The organism is Streptacidiphilus sp. EB129 (genome assembly GCF_041262645.1).
In the GTDB taxonomy this organism is placed as follows: domain Bacteria; phylum Actinomycetota; class Actinomycetes; order Streptomycetales; family Streptomycetaceae; genus Streptacidiphilus.
Genome location: NZ_JBGCCS010000016.1, coordinates 73,188 through 98,241 on the forward strand (window position 1 = coordinate 73,188; position 25,054 = coordinate 98,241).

A 25,054-nucleotide genomic window follows, 5' to 3' on the forward strand; every position below is an offset into this window, starting at 1 on the left:
GGACCCGTCAGAAGGGTGTCAGGGCCGGTGACGGGGGAGGCCGGGGATGGGCAGAGTCGTCGGCCGGGGGGCTGTTCCGGCCGCCCGGGATGCGCGGTGACGGGCACAGGGTGGGGGTGGTGGAGCCCGTCGCACCGCAGGACCGTCGGCAGGGCGCCGCCTCCCTTGACAGACCGGTTCGTCGGGAACCGCAGGGGCACGGGCCGGTCCGAGGCAGGACCGCCCGCGGAGAGGGCAGTACGGGACCATGACGACGGTCGGCGAGCACAGACCAGAGGCAGACGCGGCAGCCGGGGTGGACCTCCTGCGCCCGGAGGGGACGGCACCGCGCGGCCCCGGACGGCGAGGGCTCTCGGCCGTCCGGCTGCCGCGCCGGGTGCGGCGCCGGGACGTCCCGTCCCGGCTGCGGCTGGCCACCGTGGGCTGCGTGCTGCTGACCGCGGTGCTGGGTGCGGTCGTGGTCACCTCCGCGCTGGGGGCGCAGAACACCTGGTCGACGGTGACGGACCATCAGGCACCGCAGGTGCTCGACGCCACCGCGCTCTACCAGTCGCTGACCGACCTCGACGCGCAGACCGCGAACCTGCTGGTCTTCGGTGACGACCCGCGGCTGTCGGCCCAGCGCGCCACCGCGCTGACCCAGTACGCGCAGGACCGTACCGACGCCGACCGCGATCTGCAGCACGCCACCCTGGACGCGGCCGGCGACACCGAGGTCCAGCAGTCGCTGGCGGCCGTGCTGGACGGCATGGGCAGCTACCAGGACCTCGCGGCCCGGGCGATGGAGCTCAACGACCGGACGCACGCGGGCGCGGGACACCCCGACCCGACCGCGCTGGCCCAGTACCGCAAGGCCACCGACCTGATGCGGACCGCCCTGCTGCCGGCGGCGGACCGCCTGGTGCAGGCGAACAACGACGCCTACAACCGCAGCTACACCGCCGAGCGCTCGGCGCTGAGCACCGCCGGGCTGTGGACCGTGGCGCTCGGGACGGTGCTGCTGCTGTCGCTGCTGGGGCTGCAGCTGTGGCTGGCCCGCCGGTTCCGGCGGATCGTGAACCCGGCGCTGGCGGCGGCGACGCTGGTCGCCGTCACGCTGGTGGCGCTGGCCGGTTCGCTCTGGTCCGACGAGGGCGAGCAGATGCGGGTGGCCCGCCACGACGCCTTCGACTCGGTGGTCGCGCTCACCCGGGCCCGTGCCGTCGCCTACGACGCCAACGCCGACGAGAGCCGCTACCTGCTCGACCAGGGCCGCGCCGGGCAGTACCAGGACGCCTTCGAGGCGGCCTCGGTGCGGATAGCCTCGCTCCCCGGCGTCACCATCAGCGACTACGACGCCCAACTGGCCGCGGCGGTCACCACCTACCAGGCGAACCACGCCGACGTGCGCTTCGGCGGCTTCTACGGCGACGAGTTCCGCAACATCACCTTCACCGGCGAACGCGCCGCCGCCGAGCAGGCGCTGACCGCGTACCAGGCCTACGAGCGCGACGACCGCACCATCCGCTCGCTGGTGGCCCAGGGCCGGCAGCAGGACGCCATCGTCTACGGCGTCAGCATGGCGCAGGGCGGTTCCGACGCCGACTTCACCGCCCATGACGCCGCCCTGCAGAAGGTGATCGCCATCAACGACGACGCCTTCACCGCCGCCGCGCACCGGGGCGGCAGCGAACTCTCGGCGCGCATCCCGATGCTGGCGGGCGGTGCGGCGCTGGTACTGCTGCTCTGCCTGATCGGCGTCCGCCCCCGCCTGGGCGAGTTCCGCCACTGACGGTCCGGACGGGCCGGGACGGTCCGCCGCCAGTGACGCTTCCCTGATGAGCCGGGAAGCGTCCTTGACGCGGCCTTGACCGGGCGGTACGTCAGTTCGCCTCGGCGGTGCGGAGCGAGAGCACCATGGTGAGTCCTCCGCCGGGGGTGTCCTCGGGCGTCAGGGTTCCGGCCATCGCCTCGGCGAATCCGCGGGCCAGTGCCAGCGGGAGCCGGGCGCCGGCGGCACCGCGCGGGTCGGTCTCGGCGTCGGCGCCGGCCGGGAACGGGTCGAAGACGCTGTCGCAGTCGGTCACCGGGGCGCCGGGGCCCCGGTCGGCCACCCGCAGCTCGACCCGGTCGCGCAGCGCGCCGGCGGTGACCTGCACCTCGGCTCCGGCGGGCGTCCGCAGCAGGGCGTTGTCCAGCAGGTTGGCCAGGATCCGGGCAACCAGGGTCGGATCCGCCAGCACCGCCGGCACGGTGTCGAGCCCGTTGTCCCGTACGGTCGCGGGCACCGCGCCCAGGGCCTCCCTGGCGGCGGCGAACGGCTCGGCCAGGGCGGTCGGCCGCAGGTCGGGGGTGAGCGTGCCGCTGTGCAGGCGGCTGAGGTCCATCAGGTCGTCGGAGAGCCGGGACAGCCGGGTGAGGGCCGCGTGCGAAGCGGCGACGAGCCGGCGCCGCCGCTCGGGCGGGAGGTCGGCGTCCGGCCGGTCCAGCGCGGCGACGGAACCGAGGGCGCGCGCGAGCGGGTCGCGCAGGTCGTGGCTGACGGCGGCCAGCAGCGCGGCGCGCGACTCGTTGGCGGCCTCGATGGGTTCGGCCTCGGCCGCCGCCTCGGTCAGCCGCTCCCGCTCCAGCGCCGCGCCCATGTGCGCGGCGAAGGCGGTGAGCACCCGGCGGTCCGCCGCCGGCAGCGGACGTCCGTGCAGCAGCAGGACGGCGTCGTCCGCCACCGCGACCTCCTCCACGGCGGGCTCGGCGGGTGGCGTGGTGACGTCGGGTGCGGGGTCGGGGGTGTTTCTGGTGGCGGTGGCGAGGACCACGTCGGGGCGGCGCGGGCGCCGGCGGACCAGGGTCACGCTGTCCATGGCGAAGGTCTCCCGCAGCCGGGAGAGCAGCGCCGGGATCGCCTGCTCGCCGCCGAGCACGCTGTGGGCCAGCACCGAGAGGGTCTCCGCCTCGGCGGTGGCCCGGGCCGCGCGGTGCGAGAGCTGGGTGGCCCGGTCGACGATAGTGGCCGTGGTCAGCGCGACGACGGCGAAGGCGAGCAGGGCCAGGACGTTGTTGGGCTGGTCGATGGTGAAGCGCCGGATCGGCGGGATGAAGTAGTAGTTGAGCAGCAGTGAGGCGCTCACCGCCGCCAGCAGCGCGGACAGCACACCGCCCAGGCAGGCGATGCCGACCACGGTGAGCAGGTAGAGCAGGGCGTCGCTGGTCAGGTTGAGCGAGCCGCGGGTCTGCGTGAGCACCAGCGTGAGCAGCACCGGCACCAGCACCGCGGCCGTCGCCTCGGCCACCCTGCGCATGGTCGGATGCGGCCGGTCCGGGGCGGGCAGCCGCCGTCCGCGTCCTGACGCCTCGTGGGTGACCATGTGGACGTCGATGTCGCCGGACAGTTCGACGGTGGTCTCGCCGATCCCCGGGCCGGTGAGCGAGCGGGACAGTCGCCCGCGTCGGCTGGTGCCCAGCACCAGCTGGGTGGCGTTCTCGGCGCGGGCGAAGTCCAGCAGGGCGGTGGGGATGTGGTCGCCGACGACGGAGTGGTAGCTGCCGCCGAGGCTCTCGACCAGCCGGCGCTGCTCCGACATCGCGGCGGGGGAGGCGTCGGCCAGTCCGTCGCTGCGGGCGATGTGCACGGCGAGCAGGTCGCCGCCGGAGGCCCGGTCGGCGATCCGGGTGGCCCTGCGGATCAGCGTCTCACCCTCGGGCCCACCAGTGAGCGCCACCACCACCCGCTCGCGCGTCTCCCAGACCCCGCCGATGCCGTGCTCGGCGCGATAGCGCTGCAGGCCCTCGTCGACCCGTCCGGCCAGCCAGAGCAGGGCGAGCTCGCGCAGCGCGATCAGATTGCCGACCCGGAAGTAGTTGGACAGCGCCGCGTCGACCTTCTCCGGCCCGTAGACGTTGCCGTGCACCATCCGGCGGCGCAGCCCCTCCGGCGGCATGTCGACCAGCTCGATCTGGTCGGCCCGGCGGACCACCTCGTCGGGGACGGTCTCCCGCTGCGGCACACCGGTGATCTTGTGGACCACGTCGTTGAGGGACTCCAGGTGCTGGATGTTCACCGTGGTCAGCACGTCGATACCGGCGTCGAGCAGTTCCCGCACGTCCTCCCAGCGCTTGGCGTTGCGTCCGCCGGGGACGTTGGTGTGGGCGAGCTCGTCGACCAGGGCGACCTCGGGACGGCGGGCCAGCACCGCGTCCACGTCCATCTCGGTGAAGTGGGCGCCCCGGTACTCGCGGTCCAGCCGGGGCATGACCTCCAGGCCGGTCAGCCGCTCCTCGGTGCGGCTGCGCCGGTGGCACTCCACGAAGCCGACGACCACGTCGGTGCCACGATCGGCCCGGCGGCGGGCCTCGTCCAGCATCCGGTAGGTCTTGCCGACGCCTGGTGCGGCGCCCAGGTAGACCTTGAGCCGGCCCGGGGTGGTCCGGGTGTGGCCGCGTGCCTCGGTGCTGTGCGGGCGGGTCACCGGAAGTCCCTTCGCCGGGCCGTTCCCAGGTCCGTGCGGACCTGGCGCTGGGGTCAGCCGAGCCGGGCGAGGGCCAGGTTGAGGGTCAGCACGTCGACCCGCTGCTGGCCCAGGAACCCGAGGCTGCGTCCGCGGATGTTCGACGCGACCAGGGACCGGACCCGGGCCGGTGCCAGTCGGCGGGCCCTGGCGACCCGGTTGACCTGCTCATAAGCGTAGGCCGGGGAGATGTCGGGGTCGAGGCCCGAACCGCTGGAGGTGAGCGCGTCGGCCGGTACCGAGGCCGGGGCGACCCCGTCGAACAGGGCGAGGGCCAGCCGCCGCAGCTTGATCGTCCGGGTCAGGCCGGTGTCGTTGGGGCCGAGGTTGGTGGCGCCGGAGGCGGTCGGGTCGTACCCGTCACTCCCGGCGGCCGAGGGCCGGGGCTGGAACCAGCGCGGGTCGGGCAGCTGCGGCGCCTTGGGGTCGATCCGGCGCAGCACGAAGTTCTGGCCGAGCAGCGACGATCCGACGACCGTTCCGTTGGCGTCCTTCACCAGCGAGCCGTTGGCCTGACCGGAGAAGGCGACCTGGGCCAGGCCGGTGATCACCAGCGGGTAGGCGATGCCGCAGACCACGGTGAAGACCAGCAGGATCCGCAGACCCGTCAGATGCAGCCGGACCAGCGCCGGCAGGGGCTTGGCCATCGTTGTGCTCCTTTGATCGGCCCGGTTCAGCGCAGGCCGGGGATGAACTGGACGATCAGGTCGATCACCTTGATGCCCACGAACGGCAGCACCAGCCCGCCGAGGCCGTAGACGCCGAGGTTGCGCCGGAGCAGGGCGCCGGCGGAGGAGGGTTTGTAGCGCACTCCGCGCAGGGCCAGCGGGATCAGTCCGATGATGATCAGGGCGTTGAAGATGATCGCCGAGGTGATCGCGGACTTGGGGCTGTGCAGGTGCATGATGTTGAGGTGGTTCAGCCCCGGGTACACCGCGGCGAACATGGCGGGGATGATCGCGAAGTACTTGGCGACGTCGTTGGCGATGGAGAACGTGGTCAGGGCGCCGCGGGTGATCAGGAGCTGCTTGCCGATCTCGACGATCTCGATCAGCTTGGTGGGGTTGGAGTCCAGGTCCACCATGTTCCCGGCCTCCTTGGCGGCCGAGGTACCGGTGTTCATGGCCACGCCGACGTCGGCCTGGGCCAGTGCCGGGGCGTCGTTGGTGCCGTCGCCGGTCATGGCGACCAGCTTGCCGCCCTCCTGTTCGGTGCGGATCAGGGCCATCTTGTCCTCGGGGGTGGCCTCGGCGAGGAAGTCGTCGACACCGGCCTCCTCGGCGATGGCGGCGGCCGTCAGCGGGTTGTCACCCGTGATCATGACGGTCTTGATGCCCATCATCCGCAGGTCCTCGAAGCGCTCCTTGATGCCCTGTTTGACCACGTCCTTGAGGTAGATCACCCCCAGCACCCGGGCCGGGGATCCCGGCGCCTGCTCGGCGACGACCAGCGGGGTGCCGCCGAGGTTGGAGATCCGCTCGACCGCGAGGTCCAGCTCCTGGCCGGTGCTGCCGCCGTTGTCGCGGACCCAGGCGGCGACCGAGCCGGCCGCACCCTTGCGGGTGGCGTGCACTCCTGACGGTTCGTCGAGATCGACGCCGGACATGCGGGTCTGGGCGGTGAACTCGATCCAGGTGGCGTGCGACAGCTCGCCCTGGTGCCGGGCCCGTAGTCCGTACTTCTCCTTCGCCAGGACGACGATGGAGCGGCCCTCGGGGGTCTCGTCGGCCAGCGAGGACAACTGGGCGGCGTCGGCGAGCCGGGCGACCTGGACCTCGCCGACGGTGAGGAACTCGGCGGCCTGGCGGTTGCCGAAGGTGATGGTGCCGGTCTTGTCGAGCAGCAGGGTGGAGACGTCGCCGGCGGCCTCGACGGCGCGGCCGGACATGGCCAGCACGTTGCGCTGGACCAGCCGGTCCATACCGGCGATGCCGATCGCGGAGAGCAGTGCGCCGATGGTGGTCGGGATCAGCGCCACCAGCAGGGCGACCAGGACGACGATGGTCTGCTCGGCGCCGGCGTACTTGGCCATCGGCTGCAGGGTGACCACGGCCAGCAGGAACACGATCGTCAGCGAGGCCAGCAGGATGTTGAGGGCGATCTCGTTCGGCGTCTTCTGCCGGGCCGCACCCTCGACCAGGGCGATCATGCGGTCGATGAAGGTCTTGCCGGGCTCGGAGGTGATCTTCACGACGATGCGGTCGGAGAGCACCTTGGTGCCGCCGGTCACGGCCGAGCGGTCGCCGCCGGACTCGCGGATCACCGGCGCGGACTCGCCGGTGATCGCCGACTCGTCCACGCTCGCTACGCCCTCGACCACGTCGCCGTCGCCGGGGATGATCTGGCCGGCCTCGACCACCACGAAGTCGCCCAGCCGCAGTTCGGTGGCCGCCACCTCGCTCTCGCGCACCTCGGTGGCCCCGGGGGACCAGCCGCCCTCGACCCGGCGGGCGACGGTGTCGGTCTTGGTACGGCGCAGGGTGTCGGCCTGGGCCTTGCCGCGGCCCTCGGCCACGGCCTCGGCCAGGTTGGCGAACACCACGGTCAGCCACAGCCACACGGTGATCACCCAGGCGAACACGCTGGTCTGACGGATCGCGGAGTAGGTGGTCAGCAGCGAGCCGACCTCGACCACGAACATCACCGGGTTCTTGACCATCACCCGGGGGTCGACCTTGCGCACCGCGTCGGGGAGCGAGGCCATCAGCTGCTTGGGGTCCATCAGACCGCCGGAGACCCGGTGGGTGTCGGGCAGGTCCGGCGTGGCGGCGGGGGTGTCGGTGCTCATCAGTGCAGGCCTTCCGCGAGCGGTCCCAGGGCCAGGGCCGGGAAGTAGGTGAGTCCGACGACGATCAGCACCACGCCCGAGAGCATCCCGACGAACAGCGTGTTGTGGGTGGGCAGCGTCCCGGCTCCGGCCGGGACCGGATGCTGCCGGGCCAGCGAGCCGGCCAGCGCCAGTACGAACACCATCGGCAGGAACCGGCCGAACAGCATCACCAGGCCCAGCGCGCTGTTCCACCAGGTGCTGGTGACGGTCAGTCCGGCGAACGCGGAGCCGTTGTTGTTGGCCGCGGAGGTGAAGGCGTACAGGACTTCGGAGAAGCCGTGCGCGCCGTTGTTCAGCATGGCCGCGCGCTCGGCCGTGAACGACATCGCGACACCGGTGCCGATCAGCACGATCGCCGGGGTGGTCAGGATGTAGAGGGAGGCGAACTTCATCTCCCGCGAGCTCAGTTTCTTGCCCAGGTACTCCGGGGTGCGGCCGACCATGAGCCCGGCCACGAACACCGTCACCACGGCCAGCACCAGCATGCCGTAGAGGCCCGATCCGGTACCGCCGGGGGCGATCTCACCGAGCATCATGTCGAAGATGGCGATGCCGCCCCCGAGCGCGGTCAGCGAGTCGTGCGCGGCGTTGACCGCGCCGGTGGAGGTGAGCGTGGTGGAGGAGGCGAACAGGGCGGTGGCGGCGATCCCGAAGCGGACCTCCTTGCCCTCCATCGCCGCATGCGCGGCCTGCGAAGCCGTTCCGTGGTGCTGCCACTCGAAGAAGGTCATCAGCGAGGCGGAGGCGACCCAGAACAGCGACATCACCGCGAGGATCGCGTAGCCCTGGCGGTGGTCGCGGATCATCGTGCCGAAGGTGCGCGGCAGCGAGAAGGAGATCACCAGCAGCAGGTAGATCTCCAGCCAGTTGGTGAACGGGTTCGGGTTCTCGAACGGGTGCGCGGAGTTGGCGTTGTAGAAGCCGCCACCGTTGGTGCCGAGCTCCTTGATGACCTCCTGCGAGGCCACCGGGCCGCCGGTGATCGACTGGCTGCCGCCGGCCAGCGTGGCGACGGTGTGGGCGGCGTGCAGGTTCTGCACCATCCCGGCTGCCACGAAGACGATCGCGAACAGCACCGAGACCGGAAGCAGCAGCCGCAGCACGATCCGGGTCAGGTCGGTCCAGAAGTTGCCGACCCGGTCGGTCCGGTGCCGGGTGAAGCCCCGGATCAGGGCGGCGACGACGGCGATGCCGACCGCGGCGGAGGCGAAGTTCTGCACCGCCAGACCGGCCATCTGCACCAGATGGCCCATGGTCGACTCACCGGAGTAGGACTGCCAGTTGGTGTTGGTGACGAAGGAGGCGGCGGTGTTCCACGCGGTGGGCGCGGGCACGGCGGGGAAGCCGAGGGAGAGCCACAGGTGGTTCTGCAGCCGCTGGAACGCGTACAGGAACAGCACCGAGATGGCCGAGAAGGCCAGCATGCTGCGCAGATAGACGTACCAGGTCTGGTCGGCGTCGCCGTCCACCCCGATCAGCCGGTAGGTCAGCCGCTCGCCCCGCAGATGCCGGGCGCTGGTGAGGATGTGCGCCATGTAGTCGCCCAGCGGGCGGTGCGACAGCGCCAGGGCGGCGACCAGAGCCAGCGCCTGCAGGAATCCGGCCAGAGTAGGGTCCACTAGAACTTCTCCGGCTTGATCAGTGCCAGCACCAGGTAGCCGACCAGCCCGATGGACACCACCAGGCCGACGATGTTGTCCGCGCTCACAGCTTCTCCACTCCCCTGGCGATCAGGGCGAGAACGGCGAACACGACGATCGTGACGGCGACGAAGGCCACGTCGGACATGCGGCGGCTCCACTCGGTTTTCGACGGCTGGGGTTGACCGTTCCGGGCCGCTGGGAGGAGTCACCAGGGCGCGGACGAACGAAACCGTCCCAGCCGCGAAGTCGTCCGAACGGGCAGGTCCGGCCGCCGGGTGGGGGCGTGATTCGAACTCGGGGCCGGGCAGTGTCAGGATGTCAGCATGACAACCAAGGTCTACTTCGACATCACCATTGACGACGCCCCCGCCGGGCGGATCTCCTTCAACCTGTTCGACGACGTGGTCCCGAAGACCGCCGAGAACTTCCGCGCCCTGTGCACCGGGGAGCAGGGCTTCGGCTACGCCGGCTCGCCGTTCCACCGGGTCATCCCCGAGTTCATGCTGCAGGGCGGCGACTTCACCCGCGGCAACGGCACGGGCGGCAAGAGCATCTACGGCGAGAAGTTCGCCGACGAGAACTTCACCCTCAAGCACGACCGTCCGGGCCTGCTCTCGATGGCCAACGCCGGCCCGAACAGCAACGGCTCGCAGTTCTTCGTCACCACGGTGGTGACGCCGTGGCTGGACGGCAAGCACGTGGTGTTCGGCGAGGTCGCCGACGAGGCCAGCATGGCGCTGGTCAAGAAGATCGAGGGCCTCGGCTCCCGCAGCGGTGCCACCAAGTCCAAGATCGTCGTCTCCGAGTCCGGCGCGCTCTGACGGCTGCCGAACACACCGCCGGGGGCCGCTGGCCCGTCGGCGGTCGCCTTCGCGCGGGCGGGGGCACGGTGCGTCAGCACCGGGCCCCCGCCGCCTTCACCCGGTCGGAGCACACCCGCCCGGTTACTCGAACGCGGCCCGGTGCTCGCCGCTCAGCAGCAGGTAGCCCTCGGCGTTGAGCTTGATCGCGGCGAGGTCCTCGTCGGTCAGCTCCCGGCGCACCCTGGCCGGGACCCCGGCCACCAGCGAGCCCGGCGGGACCTGCATTCCCTGCGGGACCACCGCGCCGGCCGCCACCAGCGAGCCCGCGCCGACCACCGCACCGTTCAGCACCGTCGCCCCCATGCCGACCAGGACGTCGTCGCCGATGGTGCAGCCGTGCAGCACCGCGTTGTGGCCCACCGAGATCCGCTCGCCGAGTACGACGGCGAAGCCGGGGTCGGCGTGGACCGTGCAGTTGTCCTGGATGTTGGTGCCCGCGCCCACGGTGATCGACTCGCAGTCGCCGCGCAGGACAGCGTGGTACCAGACGCTCGCCCCCGCCGCGAGCCGGACCGAGCCCAGCACCACGGCGGTCGGCGCGACGAACGCGTCCCGGTCGATCTCGGGCATCCGTCCGGAGACGGCGGCGATCAGGGCTTCGGCCATGGGAACTCCCGGGTGTCGGTGGCAGGTCGGTGCCGTCGGCGCGCCGGCCGTTGGCAGGGGTGCCGTCAGGAAACAAATGCGGTGCGGGTGCTGTCGGCCGAACGCTACCGTGACCCGGTGACACTCGACGACGCGCAGGTCAGCAGGTTCGAGATGGACGGGTTCGTCCGCATCGAGGGAGCCTTCTCCCGGGAGACCGCCGAGCAGTGCGTGGACCGGATGTGGCCCGACACCGGCTTCGACCGTGACGACCCGTCGACCTGGACCGCTCCGGTGGTCCGACTGCCCGGGTACACGGACGAGCCGTTCCGGCGCGCCGCGAGCATGCCGGTGCTGCACCAGGCGTTCGACCAGCTGGTCGGCCCGGGCCGCTGGGTGCCCAGCGCGGGTCTGGGCACCGTCCCGGTCCGTTTCCCGCACCCGGACCCGAGCGGGGACGACGGCTGGCACATCGAGGGCAGCTACACCGCCGAGGGCACCGACTGGCCGTACCTGGCCAACCACCGTTCGCGCGGACGGGCGCTGCTGATGCTGTTCCTGTTCACCGACGTCACCGAGGCCGACGCGCCCACCCGGATCCGGGTCGGCTCGCATCTGGCCGTGCCCAGCCGGCTGCTGCGCTACGGCGAGGCGGGCCTGGACATCATGCAGATCGGGCGGACCGGCATCCTGGAGGCCACCGCGCACCTCCCGGTCGCCCAGGCCACCGGCGCCGCCGGCGACGTCTACCTGTGCCACCCCTTCCTGGTCCACGCCGCCCAGGGGCAGAGCGCCGGTGCGCCCCGCTTCATGGCCCAGCCGCCGCTGGAGCCGGCCGTCCCGCTGCTCACCGAGCGCGCCGACGGTGACCACTCCCCGGTCGAGCGGGCCATCAGGGCCGGTCTGGGGCGGTGATCCCCACTGTCGGTGCTGTGAGTTGACGCACCGACAGGCGTGAGCACACTCGGGTCATGACCTCTGCCGCGCTGCACCACTACACGTTCACCAGCGTCTGGGAGCTGCCGGCCCCGCCCCGGCAGGTCTTCGCCGAACTGGCCGACCCGCGCCGCTACCCGCTCTGGTGGCCGGAGGTCCGCGAGGTGCGGCAGCTGGACGAGCACAGCGGCACGATGCGGATCCGCTCGCTGCTGCCGTTCGAGCTGGCGGTGCTCGCGCGGGAGGCGCGGCAGGACCCGGCGGCCGGGGTGCTGGAGGCGACCCTGAGCGGAGACCTGTGCGGGCTGACCCGCTGGACCGTCACCGGCCGCGGGGACGGGGCGGCGGTCGCCGTCTTCCACGAGGACGTCGAGGCGCACAAGCCGCTGCTGCGCCGGCTGGCCGTGCCCGGACGCCCGGTGTTCCGGGCCAACCACGCGCTGATGATGCGCAGCGGGCGCCTCGGGCTCATCCGCCATCTCGCGCTGCGTGACGGCACGGCCACGGCGCCGGGCATTGGTCTTGACCAATGATCCGGGCTACCCCTACTGTCGCCATAGTGCAGGGTCCTTTAAGAAATAAGGGCTCATAAATCACAGGCGGAGGACAGGGTGGGGACCACACAGGCCGCGAGTGGGACGGGCACCGCAGCGGCGCCGGAGCCCAAGTACTGGCACCTGCGCACCGTCCTGGTGCGGGCGCTGGACTCCGAGTTCTCCGCGGGCGAGGTGCTCCCCAACGAGCGCGACCTGTCCGCCCGGTTCGGCGTCGCCCGCGCGACGCTGCGGCAGGCCCTGGACCAGCTGGAACTCGAAGGCCGCCTGGTACGCCGCCGCGGCATCGGGACCCTGGTCGCCGCGCCGCGGCTGGGCATCCCGGTCGCCGACGCGGCCGAGGGCAGCACCGGGTCGGTCCGCGACAGCTGGCGGGTCGTCGACTCCGACCACGCCCCTGCCCCGGCGGCCGTGGCCACCGCGCTCGGCCTGGCGGCCGACCAGCCGGTCCACGTCGTCCGGCGGCTGCGGATGGTGCAGGGCCAGACCGTGGGCGCGGAGACCCTCTACGTGCCGGACGAGGTCGTCGCCCACGTCCCGGCGGTGTTCCCGAAGTCCAGCCTGGCCGAGTCCAGCCGGGCCCGTACGGTGCTGCGCCAGCTGCAGCGTCTGGAACTGGACGGCGAGTCCCGCACGGTCGAGCTCGGCGTCGCCGAGGAGGAGCAGGCCCGGCTGCTGGAGCGCCCCCCGGGCACCCCGGTGCTGGTGCTGACCACCCGTTACCGGGCTGACGGCCGGGTCGCCGCGCTGGCCGTCTCCACCTACCGGGCCGACACCTGCCGGCTCAGCTTCGGCGAGTCCGGCGCCGTGGACGTCGCCCCGGCGGCGCCGGTGGCGGTCCGCGCGGCCTCCTGATCCACCGAGAACAACTGCTCCTCGGCGAAGTCGAGGGCCAGCCGCAGCGCTCCGGTGGCGATGACCTCGTCACCGAGCGCCGACAGCCGCACCTCGGGCGGCCGCAGGCAGAAGCGTCCCAACTGCTCGCGCAGCGGCTCCAGCACCCCGTCCAGCCCGGTCGCCCACCCGCCGATCACCACGATCTGCGGGTCGATCGCCAGCACCAGCGCGGCAACGTCGCGCACCAGCCGGGCCAGGAAGCGGTCCCGGACGTCGCGGGCGACCTGGTCGCCCTGCTCGGCCAGCCGCAGCACCCGAGCCACCGCCGCCTCGTCCAGCGGGTCGATCGGCTCGCTGGGCGCCGAGAGCAGTTGCGCCGGGTTGGACTCGCGGCCGAGCAGGTGCAGCGAGCCGATCTCGCCGGCCGCGCCGCCGAAGCCGCGGTGCAGCCGCCCGTTGATCAGCGAGCCCGCGCCCGGACTGAGGCCCGCCAGCACGAACACCACGTCGCCCATGCCGACGGCGGTGCCCTGCCAGTGCTCGCCGATCGCGGCCAGGTTGGCGTCGTTCTCCACGAATACCGGACAGCGGAACGAGCGGCGCAGCCGCGCGCCCAGCTCCAGGCCGGTCCAGTCGGGCAGGGCGGTGCCGAGTCGCACCACGCCCTCCGCGTCCACCACGCCGGGGGTGCCGACGCCGACGGCCCAGAGCGTGTCCCGGGACACGCCGGAGCGCCGCAGCAGCTCCGCCACGGTGGCCCGGACCAGCGACAGCCGCTCGGTGGCGCCGGTGGACTCGTCGATCGGCCGCGCGTAGCTGCCCAGCACCCGGCCGGTCAGGTCGGACAGTGCGGCGCGCGCGCCGTGGGTGCCGATCTCGATGCCGAGCAGGTGTCCGGCCTCGGCGCGGAAGCGGAAGTGCCGGGCCGGGCGGCCGCGTTGGCGGGTGCTGTCGGGGCGCGCGTCCGGATCCGGGTGCACCTCGACCACGAGGCCGGACTCCATCAGGCCCTCGACCACGCCCTCGACGGTCGGCCGGGACAGCCCGGTGTCGCCCACGAGCCGGGTGAGCGTGAGCGCGTCTCCGCCGCGCAGGGCGTGCAGGGTGACCGCGGAGTTGATCCGCCGCAGCAGTGAGGAGTCCCCACCGGTGAGCTGTGCCAACTCTCCGCCTTTCCGTTCCACCCCCGGGCACGCCGGCGACGCTGCCGGGCGTGTCCGGATCGTATCCGTGTGTGGCGCTGAGGTGCGAGCATCTGCTCAGCTCATGAACGGCTTCGGTATCAAACGGCAACACTGCGCAGTGTCGCGGCGAGTCGGTTGACGGCGTCGGTGATCTCCGCCACCCCGAGGTGCGCGTAGCCGAGCACGAACACTCCGTGGCCGGTCCCGGCACCGTCGGCGGTGCCGGCGGGGTCGGCCGCGACGGTGTAGTCGGCGAGCGGACGCAGCCGCACCGACGCGCGGCGGCAGGCGTCCGGCAGCCGGGTGGCCAACTCGGGCGGGAACCGGGCGATCAGGTGCAGCCCGGCCGCGATGCCGCTGACCCGGACCTCCGGCAGGGCCGTGGCGAGGGCGCCGGCCAGCGCGTCCCGGCGCTGCCGGTAGCGCCGCTGGCACAGCCGCAGCTGCCGGTCGTAGCGTCCGGCGCGCAGGAAGGCGGCGAACGCGGCCTGCTCGGGGACCGCGTTGCCGAGGTCGCTGACCCGCTTGGCCTCGACCAGCTCGGTGCGCAGCCCGGCGGGCGGCACCAGCCAGCCCAGCCGCAGGCCGGGGGCCAGCGATTTGCTGACCGATCCGGTGTAGGCGACCAGGTCGGGCGCCAGCCCCTGCAGCGCGCCGACCGGCGCCCGGTCGTAGCGGAAGTCCCCGTCGTAGTCGTCCTCGACCAGCAGGCCCCCGTGGCGCCTGGCCCAGTCCAGCAGCACCGCGCGGCGCGCGGGGGAGTGCACCACCCCGGTCGGGAACTGGTGCGCCGGGGTGATGACCACCGCGCGCGCTCCGCTGTCGGCCAGCGCGCCGGGGTCCACGCCCTCGGCGTCGACCGGGACCGGGACGCTGGTCAGCCCGGTCTCGGCGAGCAGGTCGTACTCGGCCGGGCTGCCCGGGTCCTCCAGCGCGATCAGCCGGTGTCCGCGCCGGTGCAGCACCCGGCCGAGCAGGGTCAGCGCCTGGGCGACCCCCGAGCAGACGATCACCTCGTCGGGGGCGGCCACCACACCGCGCCGCCGGGCCAGCAGTTCGGCCAGTGCGGCGCGCAGCTCCGGCAGGCCCTGCGGGTCCGGGTAGTCCAGCGCGCTGTCGGGCAGTCCGGCCAGCGCGGTGCGGTGCGCGGCGGACCAGGCCGCGCGCGGGAAGGCGGCCAGGTCGGGCAGGCCGGGACGGAAGTCGGTCAGCGGTACCGGTCGCGGTGCGGGCGGAGGCACGGCCGTGGCGGGGTGGGTGGTGGCGACCGCGGCCACCCAGGTGCCCGAGCCCCGGCGGCTGCTCAGGTAGCCCTCGGCGGTGAGCCGCGCGTACAGCTCGGTCACCAGTCCCCGGGAGACCCGCAGGTCACGGGCCAGATCCCGGCTGGACGGCAGCCGGGTCCCGGCCGCCAGCCGCCCCTCCCGTACCGCCGCCCGCAGTGCGGTGGCCAGCCCCCGGCCCCGTCCGCGGGGCGGCCCGGAGACGGCGGGCAGCAGCAGCTCCCAGGCCGGCGAGGGGGCCGCCTGGCCGGTGTCGCCCTCGGGTGGGACGGGGTCGGCCGGCTCGGCGGGGCGAGCGGCGCGGGGAGCGGCCGGGGACGGGGTGGGGCCGGAAGTGGTCCAGGAAGACGGCATCGAAGTGGACCTTAACCCGGACCAGTCGCGCACTCAGGCTGTACCCATGAAGAACCCAGCCGCCCGCGCGTCGATCCGCCCCCGCAGAACCCCCGCCGCTCCGGGCCGCACCACCCCGGGCCGGGCCGGTGCGCGCCGCACGGGTCCGGCCCCCACCGCCGTCGGCCGCGGTGGCGGGGGCGCCGCGCACGCGGTGCTGGCGACGAGCCTGATCGGTACCTCGTTCGTGGCGATGAGCCTGCTCGGGCACTATCCGGTGCTTGGCGGGCAAGCCGCGCGCTACGCCGCCGCGGCCGTGGTGCTGTTCCTGCTCGCGGTGCGGCGGGGTGTCGACATCGCGGCGGTGCGGACGCTGCCGCCGCGGCAGTGGCTGCGGCTGGCGCTGCTGGCTGCGGGCGGGATGGTGGGCTTCAACCTCGCCGTGATCGCGGCCGAACGTACCGCCGAGCCCGCCGTCCCCGGGGTCGTCGTCGGGTGCGCGCCGCTGGCGATGGCAGTGCTGGCGCCGCTGCTGGAACGGCGCAGGCCCTCGCCCCGGATCGCCGCGGCCGCGCTGCTGGTGGTCGCGGGGGCGGCCGTGGTGCAGGGGCTGGGGCGCACCGACGCGGCCGGGTTCGGCTACTCGCTGCTGGCGCTGGCCGGGGAGGTGGCGTTCGGGCTGCTCGCCGTCCCGCTGGTGCGGGCCCTGGGGCCGCTGCTGCTGGCCGGCTGCGCCTGCGCGATGGGGGCGGCGCAGGCGCTGGCGGCCGGTCTGCTGCTGGAGGGCCCGGCGATGCTGCGGATGCCCACCGCGGAGGAGGCGGCAGCGCTGGTGTGGATGGCGCTGCCGGTCACCGTGGTGGCGTTCTGGGCCTGGTACAGCGCGGTGCAGGGGCTGGGGGCCGAACGGGCCGGGCTGTTCTCCGGGGTGATCCCGGTCGCCGCCGCGGCGACCGCGCCGCTGGTCGGCACCGGGACACTGGGGGCGGCGCAGATCGCGGGCAGCCTGCTGGTGGCCGCCGGGGTCGGTGCCGGACTGCGTGCGGCGCGGGGCCGTCCGGGTCCGGTCACAGCAGTGCGAACTGCCCCTCCGGGCCCTCTTCCTGATGCTGCAGCACCGACGCCGGACGCCGGCTCTGCGGCGGCACCGGCAGTACCCCGGCCTCGGCCAGCTCCGCGCCGCTGAGCCACCGTCCGGCGTCGGGAGCGGCCAGCGCGGACTGGGCCGGGTGCAGCTCGGCCAGCAGCGCCAGCACGGTCGCCAGCTGGATCAGGTCGGCGGTGAACTGCTGCGGCCAGGTGGCCAGCCCCAGGGACTCCAGGCTGCCGGGGCGGGCGTCGGCGCTGGGGGAGCGGTCGGCCAGCCACTGCTCCAGCACCGGACCGCCACCCGCCGGGTACCGGGTCACCGACGCCGGGACCGGGGCGATCCGGCCGTCGGCACCGAGCAGCAGCGCCTCACCGTCCGGCTCGTGGCCGAGGGTGTCCGGAAAGCCGCTGACCCGCTCGCGGACGAAGGGTCGCCGCCCGCTGGGCATCTTCGGGGGTCCCGGCGGACGGTCCCCGGCGGGATCCGCGCAGCGGGCACCGAAGCTGTGCAGCCACAGCACCCGCCGTCCCAGCGCCAGCCCCGCCGTCCACTGCTCCGGCGTGGACGGCAGCGGTACCGGCACCTCCTCGCCGTCGCGGGCGGCGGCCGGGTGTGCGGTGACGGCGGCGATCCAGGCCAGCACGTCCGGCGGGGTGACCGGGAGGCCGAGGACGCCGGCGAGAGCCTCCGTCAGGCCCGGGGCCAGATTGGGGTCCTGTCCGCCGGGCTGCCGGTAGAGCGGGTGGATCCGGCCCACGCCCCTGGTCCGGTGGCCGTCGGGCAGCTCGGCCGAGAAGGTCACCGCGGGCCCGGGCGCGGTCGGGGTCCACGGCTGGACGGTGGCGAACAGCTGGGCCCGGTCGGCGACCCGCCACAGCTCGGGCCGGGCCCGGTCCAGCAGCCGCTGGTCGGCCAGCAGCCAGAGCCGGTCGAAGGCGCCGTGCCGGATCAGCACCGGCTCCGGGGCCGGCCCCGGATCGCGGGCGAGCCGGCTGGTGGCGGCGGTCCGTCCGGGCAGCTGCGCGACCGCGCTGTGGACGGTACGGGACCGGCTCGGGCCGAACAGTAGCGCCCGTTGCCCGGGTGACGCCTCGGTGAGCCTGCGCCACCGTGCGGCCAGCACCTCGGGATGCGCGGACCGCACCCACTCCCGCCCCAGCCGCAGGCCCGGCACGGACCACGGCATCAGTTCGCTGAGCAGCGGCGCTCCGGCCACCTGGCACCTCCCCGCCGCCATCGTACCGAGCCGCGCCCAGGGCGGGCGGCGACGGCGCGGACCGGGCCGACGCGCCGCCCCGGCAGGTCGGCCCGGAGGGCCGTCGCGCGGCCGCTGCGTCGATCATCTGCATGGGGCCCGGTCATCCGGTCGCAGGACTCCACAAGCGGGCCGGGGCAGAAGTGAGAAAATGGCAGAGCAGTCGCGGGCCCGGCGGTGCCGGGCCCGCAGACGACCGGCCCGGCAGGAGGAGGGCCCGGCACACAGCAGGCGCAGCGGTAGCGGGCACATCGGGAAGAGGACCCCCGGGCGGTTTCCTGACCATGACCTCCGACATGCCAACGAGCGGTTCAGACGCCGGCCGCGTCGCGGGCGGCGGGGACGCGGTGCTGCCGCGCGGTCTGATGTTCATCCCGATCGCCACCGCGCTGATCGAGGAGGACGGCCGGATCCTGCACTGGAGCGGCGACGCGGAGGTGCTGCTCGGCTACACCGCGGAGCAGGCCGTCGGCAACTACGCCTCGCAGCTGCTGGTGGGCCCCGACGAGCGGGCCCGGGTACTGGCCCTGTTCTCGGGCATCCTGGCCGGTCAGGCCTGGTCGGGCGTGTTCCCGGTGCGACACAGGGACGGGCACTCGGTCAACCTGGAGTTCCGCACCCATCCCATCCTCGGCGGCGACGGCCGGCCCCTGGTGCTCGCGGTGGCGTCGGACGTCCGGGCGATCCGCCGGATCGAGTCCGACCTGGCCGTCCTGGACAGCTTCTTCACCCAGTCGCCGATCGGCATGGCCGTCTACGGCCTGGACCTGCGCTTCGTCCGGCTGAACCAGGCGCTGGCCCGGATCAACGGGATGACCGTCGAGGACCACCTCGGCCGGCGGCTCACCGAGGTGCTGCCGGGGCTGAACGGCGCCGAGATCGAGGCGGTGATGCAGCAGGTCCTGGAGAGCGGCGAGCCGGTGGTGGACGCCAGGTCCCACGGGGTCACCCCGGCCGACCCGGGCCGGGAGCACGCCTGGTCGGCCTCCTACTTCCGGCTGGAGGAGCCCAGCGGCCGGATCCTGGGGGTGAGCTCGACCATCATCGACGTCACCGCGCGGTTTCGGGCCGAGTCCCGCGCGGCCAGGGCCCGTGAGCGGCTGGAACTGCTGGTGGAGGCCACCTCGCAGATCGGCACCACGCTGGACCTGGGCCAGACCGCGCGGGAGCTGGCGGAGACCATGGTCCCCCGGGTGGCCGACCTCAGCGGCGTGTTCGTGCTGGAACGGCTGGCCTCGGGGACGGACGAGAGCCCGCTCGACGTCCACGGGGCGGAGCGGGTCCGCCGGGTCGCGCTGGCCTGCTGCGACGACGACTACCCGGTCGAGGACCTGCCGGTCGGCGCGGTCTACAGCGTGCCGCCGGACTCCGCCTACGCCGAGGCGATGGCGACCGGCCGCACCGTGGTCGTGCCCTCGAACCTGCTGCCGCCGCTGACCACCGGGATGTCCGCCGAACGGGTCCGCGCCTACCAGGGCAGCCACTCGCGTGCGGTCCGGGTCACGCCGCTGGTGGCGCGCGGGTCGGTACTGGGGATGGTGGTGTACTCGCGGCGCGGCGACCGGGAGGCGTTCGAGCAGGAGGACATCAACGTCGGTGACGAGCTGGCGTCCCGTGCGGCGGTCGCCATCGACAACGCCCGGCTCTACCTGCGCGAGCACGCCACCGTGGTGGCCCGGCAGCAGGCGCTGCAGGAGGCCAACGCGGCCCGGGCCCGGCTGGCGATGGTCAACGAGGCCTCCGCCCGGATCGGCACCACGCTGGACCTGACCCAGACCGCGCGGGAACTGGCCGAGGTTGCCACCCCGGCGCTGGCCGACGCGGTGGTGGTCGAGGTCGTCGACGCGCTGGTGCGCGGCGAGGACACGCCCACCCCCGCCGACCGGTCCGCGCTGCTGCGCCGGCTCGCCTTCCACGCCGTGGACAACTCGCGGATGGTCCCGATCGCGCCGGTCGGCGACGTGCACCGGTTCCACCCGACCACCCCCTACGCCTGGTGCCTGATGCACCGTCGGCCGCTGCTGGTGCCCGACCTGGACGCGAAGGCGCTGAGCTGGTTCGCGGACGACCCGGCCCGGTCGGCGGCGGTCGTCGAGCAGGGGGTGCGCGGCTTCATGGTGGTGCCGCTGATCGCCCGTGGCGCGGCGGTCGGGGTGGCCTCCTTCTACCGGACCCTGACCGAGCGGCGCTACGACGAGCAGGACCTGTCGCTGGCCGGGGAACTCGCGGCCCGCGCCGCGGTGTCCATCGACAACGCCCTGCTCTACACCCGCGAGCGGGACGCGGCCAAGGCGCGCCAGCAGGCCCTGGACGAGGCCCATGCCGCACAGGAGCGGCTGGCCCTGCTCAACGACGCCAGCGAGCGCATCGGCACCACCCTCGATCTGCAGCGCACCGCCGAGGAACTGGTGGAGCTGGTCATCCCGCGTTTCGCCGACTTCGTCACCGTCGACCTGCTGGACTCGGTGTTCCAGGGCGGCGAGCAGGAGGGCGAGCAGGAGCCGATGCCGATCGACGGGACGGTGCTGATGCGCGCGGTCGCCGTCGGCGAGATCACCGAGGCGGGCATGGTCGGCGCCGCCGACCAGGTCGGCGAGACCTCCCGCTCGGCCAAGCTCTACGCCGAGAGCCTGCGCACCGGCCGCTCGATCCTGGTCGACCACGTCGACGAGGCGGCGCTGCACCGGATCGTCGCGCACCCGGACCGGGTCCAGCCCAGCCTGGACGCGGGCGTCCACTCCTATCTGATGGTGCCGCTGCTGGCCCGGGGCGTGGTGCTGGGCGGGGCGGAGTTCATCCGGATGCGCAATCCGGAGCCGTTCACCGAGGCCGACGTGGCGCTCGGCGAGGAGCTGGCGGCGCGCGCGGCGGTGTGCATCGACAACGCGCGGCTGTACCGGCGCGAACGCGACACCGCGCTCACCCTGCAGCGCAGCCTGCTGCCGCAGGAGGTGCACCGCACCCCCGGCCTGGACATCGCCTACCGCTACCTGCCGAGCAGCGTGGTCAGCGAGGTCGGCGGCGACTGGTTCGACGTGGTGCCGCTGTCCTGCGGGCGGGTCGCCCTGGTCGTCGGCGACGTGATGGGCCACGGCATCAGGGCCGCCGCCACCATGGGCCAGCTGCGGACCGCGGCCCGCACGCTGATCACCCTGGACATCGCCCCGGACCGGGTGCTGCGGCGCCTGGACGAGACCGCTCTGGCGATCGGTGAGGGACAGTTCGCCACCTGCCTGTGCGTGGTGTTCGACCCGGTGGACCGGTGCTGCACCATGGCCTGCGCCGGGCATCTGCCGCCGCTGGTGGCCGGACCCAACGGCTCGGTGCGCTACGTCGACCTGCCCGCGGGCGCCCCGCTGGGCGTCGGCGGGGTCCCGTTCGAGAGCGTGGAGGTCACCCTGCCCGAGGAGGGCGTGCTGGTCCTGTACACCGACGGTCTGGTCGAGCGGCGGGGCGAGGACCTGGACGAGGGGATGAGCAGGCTCTCGCAGGTCGTGTCCATGCGCGGCGAGTCCCTGGAGGAGAGCTGCGACGCCGTGCTCAGGGCCCTCTCGGCGCAGGACAGCCAGGACGACATCGCCGTGATCATGGCCAGGGCGCTGCAGCCCCGTGACGACTGGCTCGCCACGATGCCGCTCTCCGGCGACATGGCCACCGTCGGCCGGGCCCGCCGGTTCACCCGCGAGACGCTGGTCGGCTGGGGCCTGCCCTCGCTCTGCGACTTCGCCGAACTTCTGGTCAGCGAGCTGGTCAGCAATGCGCTGCTGCATGCCGGGATGCCGACCCAGCTGCGGCTGTTCCGGGACCGGGTGCTGACGCTTGAGGTCGCCGACGCCGACAGCCACGCGCCCCGGTTGCGCAGGGTCTCCGAGGAGGACGAGGGCGGCCGGGGCATGCACCTGGTCAACGAACTCGCGCACCGCTGGGGCAGCAGGGCGACCCGCCACGGCAAGGTGGTCTGGCTGGAGCTCGAACTCCCGCTCGGCAGCCTCCCGCAGCGCGACACCGGCGACCATTGAGCCGGGCCTGTGCGACATCCCAAGGGCTGAAACCCCGTGGCCGCGCCCGCGGCCGGGCTGCTTGGCTGGGCCCATGACCGATCTTCGACTGCGTACCGCCGTGCCCGACGATGCCGAGAGCGTGCTCGCCTTCTGGGAGGAGGCGGCCGAGGGGACGTCCATCACCGACGACGTGGACGGGGTGACCCGGCTGGTCACCCGTGACCCGGAGGCGCTGATCCTCGCGGAGGCGCCGGACGGTCGTCTGGTGGGCACGGTCATCGCCGGATACGACGGCTGGCGGTGTTCGCTGTACCGGCTGGCCGTGCTGCCCGCCGAGCGTCGGCGCGGGATCGCGTCGGCGCTGCTCGACGCGGCGGAGCGACGCTTCGTCACGGCGGGCGGGCGGCGCGGGGACGCCATGGTGCTGGTGGCCAACGAGCGCGCGCAGCTGGCCTGGGCCTCGGCCGGCTACCACCGCGAGGAGCACTGGCGCCGCTGGGTCAAGCCGTTCAACTGACCCGCCCCCGAATCCGGCAGCAGGCTGTCGCGCTGCGGGGGCCGCACCACCGGTCGGTGCTGCGGCCCCCGCAGCGGACGGTGTCACTCGTGGGCGATGGCGGCCAGGACGTTGAGCCGGGAGGCGCGCAGCGCCGGACCGAGCGCGGCGAGCAGGCCGACCAGGGCCGCGCCGATGACGACGGCCAGCACCGTGGTCCACGGTATGGACAGCGAGGGCATCCCCTTCAGGGCGAGCAGCCGCTGCGCGGCGAGCCCCCAGACCAGGCCGAGGCCCAGCCCGAGGACCGCGCCGAACAGCGCGATCACCACCGACTCCAGCCGGACCATGCGCCGCAGTTGACGACGGGACAGGCCGATCGCCCGCAGCAGGCCGATCTCCCGGGTGCGCTCCACCACCGACAGGGCCAGGGTGTTGATCACCCCCAGCACCGCGATGATGATCGCCAGGGCCAGCAGCCCGTAGATGAGCTGCAGCAGGATGTCGATCTGCTGCCGGATCAGCTTCTTGTAGTCGGACTGGTCCCGGACCTGTACCTGCGGGTCCTTGCCGATCGCCGTTGCGATCGCCGACTTGACCTGCGTCTTGTCCGCTCCCGGCGCGGCGTCGACGAAGACCGCGTCGTCCAGCGCGCCCGGCAGGTAGGTCCGCAGGGTGGCGCTGCCGGTGACGGCGGCGTCGCGGAGCCCGTTGACGCTGTTGGGGTCCACCGCGTTGACCGCGCCCACGGTCAGCGCGGCGCGCCGGTCGTTGGGGAAGAGCACCGTCACCGGGCTGCCGACGGACAGGTGGTGCGCGTCCGCGTAGGCGGCGGTGACCATCACCGCGCCGGGGGCGATGGCGGCGGCCATGGTGCCGGAGCGCAGGGTCAGGTGCTCGACCTGGTCAAGGCCGGGGCCGGTGCCGACCAGGGCGGTCGCGGTCGAGCTGCCGTCCGCGGCGACCAGCCGCACCTTGGCGGTCTGGCTGCGTACGGTCAGTCCCACCCCCGGCACCGCCTGGATCGCGTCGCCGACCTCGCCCGGGAACGGCAGGCCCGTGCTGTTCTGGACGATGTAGTCCGCGCCGATGGTCTTGGAGACCTCGTCGTCGAACGAGGCCGCCATCGAGGAGCCCACCACCGACAGCGCCGCGACCAGAGCCAGACCGATCATCAGCGCGGAGGCGGTGGCGCTGGTCCGGCGCGGATTGCGGAGCGCGTTGCGCTGGCTGAGCGCGCCCACCGAGCCGAACACCCGGGGGAACCAGCCGCCCAGCACCCGGATCACCGGACCGGCCAGCAGCGGCCCGGTCATGATCAGGCCGACCAGGGTGAACAGGATGCCCAGGCCGAGGAAGCCCGCCGCCGAGCCGGCCGAGCGCAGCGTCGACGCGGCCACCAGCGACACCGCACCGAGCAGCACCACCGAGCCGCCGAGCAGCGCCCGGCGCCGCATCGGCGCGCCCCGGCCGGGCGTGTCCGCCTCGCGCAGGGCCGCCATCGGCGACACCGCGGCGGCCCGCCGGGCCGGCAGATAGGCCGACACCGCCGTCACGATCACGCCCACCGCGTAGGCGGCCACCGGAGTCGGCCAGCGGAAGGCGATCTCACTGCCCTTCAGCCGCATCCCGGCCCCGCCGATCAGCGTGATCAGCAGCTGGGCCAGGCCCACCCCGACCGCCAGCCCCAGGGTCGAGCCGACCACCCCCAGCAGCACCGCCTCGATCAGGACCGAGCGGTTCACCTGTTTCCGGCTGGCGCCGAGCGCCCGGAGCAGCCCCAGCTCCCTGGTGCGCTGGGCGACCAGCATCGAGAAGGTGTTGAGGATCAGCGAGATGCCCACCAGCACCGCGATGCCGGCGAAGCCCAGCAGCGCGTCCTTGATCACGGAGAGGAAGGTGCCGAGTTGCTGGACGTTGTCCTTGGCGGTCTGCGCGGCGGTCTTCACGTCGTAGCCGGTGCCGACCAGAGCGCTGATCCGTTGCTGCAGCACGGTGTCGGACACGCCGCTCGCGGCCGTCACGTCCACCGAGGTGATCCGGTCGGGGCTGCCGAGCAGGCGCTGCTGCGCGGCGTTGTGCTGCAGGAAGACCAGGGTGGCGCCGGGGTTGGTGGTGGTGAAGGTGGCGATGCCGGTGAGGGTGACCGGAAAGCTGCCCGGCGCGGCGATCACCCGCAACTGCTGGCCCAGCACCAGGTGGTGCTCGGCGACGGTGTCGGCGTCGATGACGGCCTGCCCGTCGGCGGTCGGGGCGCTGCCGGAGGTCAGCTTCACCACCGAGGTGGCGCTGGGCGTGGTCCAGTCCAGGCCCAGGGTCGGCGCGCCGCCGACGGAGCCGATGTCGTGGTTGGACGCGTCGACCAGCACGATCCCGGACAGTGTGACCCGGGGCTCCGCCTTGGCCACGCCGGGCACGGTGGCGATCCGCGCGGCCAGCGACTGCGACTCGGTGGGGACGGCGCCGGAGAAGTTCTGGTCACTGGTGCCCAGGTCGCTGTGCGGGGTGACGCTGACGTCCGCCGCGGTGCTGCGGAACAGCCGGTCGAAGGTGCCGCTGATGGTGTCGGTGAACATCAGCGTGCCGGCCACGAAGGCGACCGAGAGCAGGACGGCCAGCAGTGAGAGCACCAGCCGGCCCTTGTGGGCCAGGAATCCCCGCAGGGTTGCCTTCAGCATCG

18 protein-coding genes are annotated in these 25,054 nt (G+C 73.5%); 8 read left to right on the forward strand and 10 right to left on the reverse strand.

Annotated features, from left to right (window positions below):
• The first annotated feature begins 247 nt into the window (after nt 1-247).
• Nucleotides 248-1,771, forward strand: a complete 1,524-nt coding sequence (locus tag ABH925_RS20645) for a hypothetical protein (RefSeq protein ID WP_370149949.1) — start codon at nt 248-250, stop codon at nt 1,769-1,771.
• A 91-nt stretch (nt 1,772-1,862) separates the two neighbouring features.
• Here ABH925_RS20645 and ABH925_RS20650 read toward each other — a convergent pair whose 3' ends face one another.
• The 5 genes from ABH925_RS20650 to kdpF are packed head-to-tail and all read right to left on the reverse strand — an operon-like array spanning nt 1,863 to nt 9,022.
• Nucleotides 1,863-4,445 carry a DUF4118 domain-containing protein gene (locus ABH925_RS20650; RefSeq protein ID WP_370149951.1) on the reverse strand — a complete coding sequence of 861 codons (2,583 nt, stop codon included), beginning with the start codon at nt 4,443-4,445 and terminating at the stop codon, nt 1,863-1,865.
• Nucleotides 4,446-4,498: 53 nt separating this feature from the next.
• Entirely contained in the window at nt 4,499-5,131 is a 633-nt protein-coding gene (gene kdpC / locus ABH925_RS20655) for a potassium-transporting ATPase subunit KdpC (RefSeq protein ID WP_370149953.1), read from the reverse strand.
• 26 nt (nt 5,132-5,157) lie between these two features.
• Nucleotides 5,158-7,272 carry a potassium-transporting ATPase subunit KdpB gene (gene kdpB / locus ABH925_RS20660; protein ID WP_370149954.1) on the reverse strand — a complete coding sequence of 705 codons (2,115 nt, stop codon included), beginning with the start codon at nt 7,270-7,272 and terminating at the stop codon, nt 5,158-5,160.
• Complete coding sequence (kdpA, locus tag ABH925_RS20665) at nt 7,272-8,933, reverse strand: potassium-transporting ATPase subunit KdpA (RefSeq protein WP_370149956.1); 1,662 nt, start codon at nt 8,931-8,933, stop codon at nt 7,272-7,274. Before kdpA ends, kdpB begins: the two co-directional genes overlap by 1 nt.
• Nucleotides 8,933-9,022: a K(+)-transporting ATPase subunit F gene (gene kdpF, locus ABH925_RS20670; RefSeq protein WP_370149957.1), complete on the reverse strand. Its 90-nt coding sequence runs from the start codon at nt 9,020-9,022 to the stop codon at nt 8,933-8,935. Before kdpF ends, kdpA begins: the two co-directional genes overlap by 1 nt.
• Before the next feature lie 258 nt (nt 9,023-9,280).
• Here kdpF and ABH925_RS20675 point away from each other — a divergent pair, with 258 nt between their 5' ends.
• On the forward strand, nt 9,281-9,778 hold the full coding sequence (locus ABH925_RS20675) for a peptidylprolyl isomerase (RefSeq protein ID WP_370149959.1): 498 nt from the start codon (nt 9,281-9,283) through the stop codon (nt 9,776-9,778).
• Between the two features lie 123 nt (nt 9,779-9,901).
• On the opposite strand, the gene ABH925_RS20680 is transcribed toward ABH925_RS20675, so the two are convergent.
• Nucleotides 9,902-10,426 (reverse strand): gamma carbonic anhydrase family protein, encoded by a 525-nt coding sequence (locus ABH925_RS20680; RefSeq protein ID WP_370149962.1) that lies wholly within the window; start codon nt 10,424-10,426, stop codon nt 9,902-9,904.
• A 153-nt stretch (nt 10,427-10,579) separates the two neighbouring features.
• Here ABH925_RS20680 and ABH925_RS20685 point away from each other — a divergent pair, with 153 nt between their 5' ends.
• The 3 genes from ABH925_RS20685 (at nt 10,580) to ABH925_RS20695 (ending at nt 12,750) form a co-directional block, all read left to right on the forward strand.
• The gene (locus tag ABH925_RS20685; protein WP_370150123.1) at nt 10,580-11,320 is read left to right on the forward strand and encodes a phytanoyl-CoA dioxygenase family protein; all 741 of its coding nucleotides are present in this window, start codon (nt 10,580-10,582) and stop codon (nt 11,318-11,320) included.
• A gap of 56 nt (nt 11,321-11,376) precedes the next feature.
• Nucleotides 11,377-11,874 carry an SRPBCC family protein gene (locus ABH925_RS20690; RefSeq protein ID WP_370149964.1) on the forward strand — a complete coding sequence of 166 codons (498 nt, stop codon included), beginning with the start codon at nt 11,377-11,379 and terminating at the stop codon, nt 11,872-11,874.
• 78 nt (nt 11,875-11,952) lie between these two features.
• Nucleotides 11,953-12,750: a GntR family transcriptional regulator gene (locus ABH925_RS20695; protein WP_370149966.1), complete on the forward strand. Its 798-nt coding sequence runs from the start codon at nt 11,953-11,955 to the stop codon at nt 12,748-12,750.
• Here ABH925_RS20695 and ABH925_RS20700 read toward each other — a convergent pair.
• Complete coding sequence (locus ABH925_RS20700; RefSeq protein ID WP_370149968.1) at nt 12,657-13,895, reverse strand: ROK family protein; 1,239 nt, start codon at nt 13,893-13,895, stop codon at nt 12,657-12,659. The two genes, ABH925_RS20695 and ABH925_RS20700, sit on opposite strands and share 94 nt — an antisense overlap.
• A gap of 119 nt (nt 13,896-14,014) precedes the next feature.
• Complete coding sequence (locus ABH925_RS20705; RefSeq protein ID WP_370149969.1) at nt 14,015-15,553, reverse strand: PLP-dependent aminotransferase family protein; 1,539 nt, start codon at nt 15,551-15,553, stop codon at nt 14,015-14,017.
• 46 nt (nt 15,554-15,599) lie between these two features.
• On the opposite strand from ABH925_RS20705, the gene ABH925_RS20710 reads away from it, so the two are divergent.
• On the forward strand, nt 15,600-16,718 hold the full coding sequence (locus tag ABH925_RS20710) for a DMT family transporter (RefSeq protein WP_370149971.1): 1,119 nt from the start codon (nt 15,600-15,602) through the stop codon (nt 16,716-16,718).
• Here the strand turns inward: ABH925_RS20710 and ABH925_RS20715 are convergent.
• On the reverse strand, nt 16,600-17,838 hold the full coding sequence (locus tag ABH925_RS20715; RefSeq protein ID WP_370149973.1) for a type ISP restriction/modification enzyme: 1,239 nt from the start codon (nt 17,836-17,838) through the stop codon (nt 16,600-16,602). The two genes, ABH925_RS20710 and ABH925_RS20715, sit on opposite strands and share 119 nt — an antisense overlap.
• 335 nt (nt 17,839-18,173) lie before the next feature.
• Between ABH925_RS20715 and ABH925_RS20720 the strand changes: the two genes are divergently transcribed.
• Nucleotides 18,174-21,896 (forward strand): SpoIIE family protein phosphatase, encoded by a 3,723-nt coding sequence (locus ABH925_RS20720; RefSeq protein WP_370149975.1) that lies wholly within the window; start codon nt 18,174-18,176, stop codon nt 21,894-21,896.
• 73 nt (nt 21,897-21,969) lie between these two features.
• Nucleotides 21,970-22,395: a GNAT family N-acetyltransferase gene (locus tag ABH925_RS20725; RefSeq protein WP_370149976.1), complete on the forward strand. Its 426-nt coding sequence runs from the start codon at nt 21,970-21,972 to the stop codon at nt 22,393-22,395.
• 83 nt (nt 22,396-22,478) lie between these two features.
• Here the strand turns inward: ABH925_RS20725 and ABH925_RS20730 are convergent, their stop codons facing one another.
• Nucleotides 22,479-25,052, reverse strand: a complete 2,574-nt coding sequence (locus tag ABH925_RS20730; RefSeq protein WP_370149979.1) for an ABC transporter permease — start codon at nt 25,050-25,052, stop codon at nt 22,479-22,481.
• Nucleotides 25,053-25,054 lie beyond the last annotated feature (2 nt).

What these genes read in the sequence shown, in the direction of transcription:
- ABH925_RS20685 (WP_370150123.1), top strand. Translation starts at nt 10,580, where the DNA reads ATGGACGGGTTCGTCCGCATCGAGGGAGCCTTCTCCCGGGAGACCGCC.
- ABH925_RS20690 (WP_370149964.1), top strand. Translation starts at nt 11,377, where the DNA reads ATGACCTCTGCCGCGCTGCACCACTACACGTTCACCAGCGTCTGGGAG.
- kdpC (WP_370149953.1), bottom strand. Translation starts at nt 5,131, where the DNA reads ATGGCCAAGCCCCTGCCGGCGCTGGTCCGGCTGCATCTGACGGGTCTG.
- ABH925_RS20680 (WP_370149962.1), bottom strand. Translation starts at nt 10,426, where the DNA reads ATGGCCGAAGCCCTGATCGCCGCCGTCTCCGGACGGATGCCCGAGATC.
- ABH925_RS20675 (WP_370149959.1), top strand. Translation starts at nt 9,281, where the DNA reads ATGACAACCAAGGTCTACTTCGACATCACCATTGACGACGCCCCCGCC.
- ABH925_RS20705 (WP_370149969.1), bottom strand. Translation starts at nt 15,553, where the DNA reads ATGCCGTCTTCCTGGACCACTTCCGGCCCCACCCCGTCCCCGGCCGCT.
- ABH925_RS20730 (WP_370149979.1), bottom strand. Translation starts at nt 25,052, where the DNA reads ATGCTGAAGGCAACCCTGCGGGGATTCCTGGCCCACAAGGGCCGGCTG.
- ABH925_RS20725 (WP_370149976.1), top strand. Translation starts at nt 21,970, where the DNA reads ATGACCGATCTTCGACTGCGTACCGCCGTGCCCGACGATGCCGAGAGC.
- ABH925_RS20645 (WP_370149949.1), top strand. Translation starts at nt 248, where the DNA reads ATGACGACGGTCGGCGAGCACAGACCAGAGGCAGACGCGGCAGCCGGG.
- kdpB (WP_370149954.1), bottom strand. Translation starts at nt 7,272, where the DNA reads ATGAGCACCGACACCCCCGCCGCCACGCCGGACCTGCCCGACACCCAC.
- ABH925_RS20710 (WP_370149971.1), top strand. Translation starts at nt 15,600, where the DNA reads ATGAAGAACCCAGCCGCCCGCGCGTCGATCCGCCCCCGCAGAACCCCC.
- ABH925_RS20720 (WP_370149975.1), top strand. Translation starts at nt 18,174, where the DNA reads ATGCCAACGAGCGGTTCAGACGCCGGCCGCGTCGCGGGCGGCGGGGAC.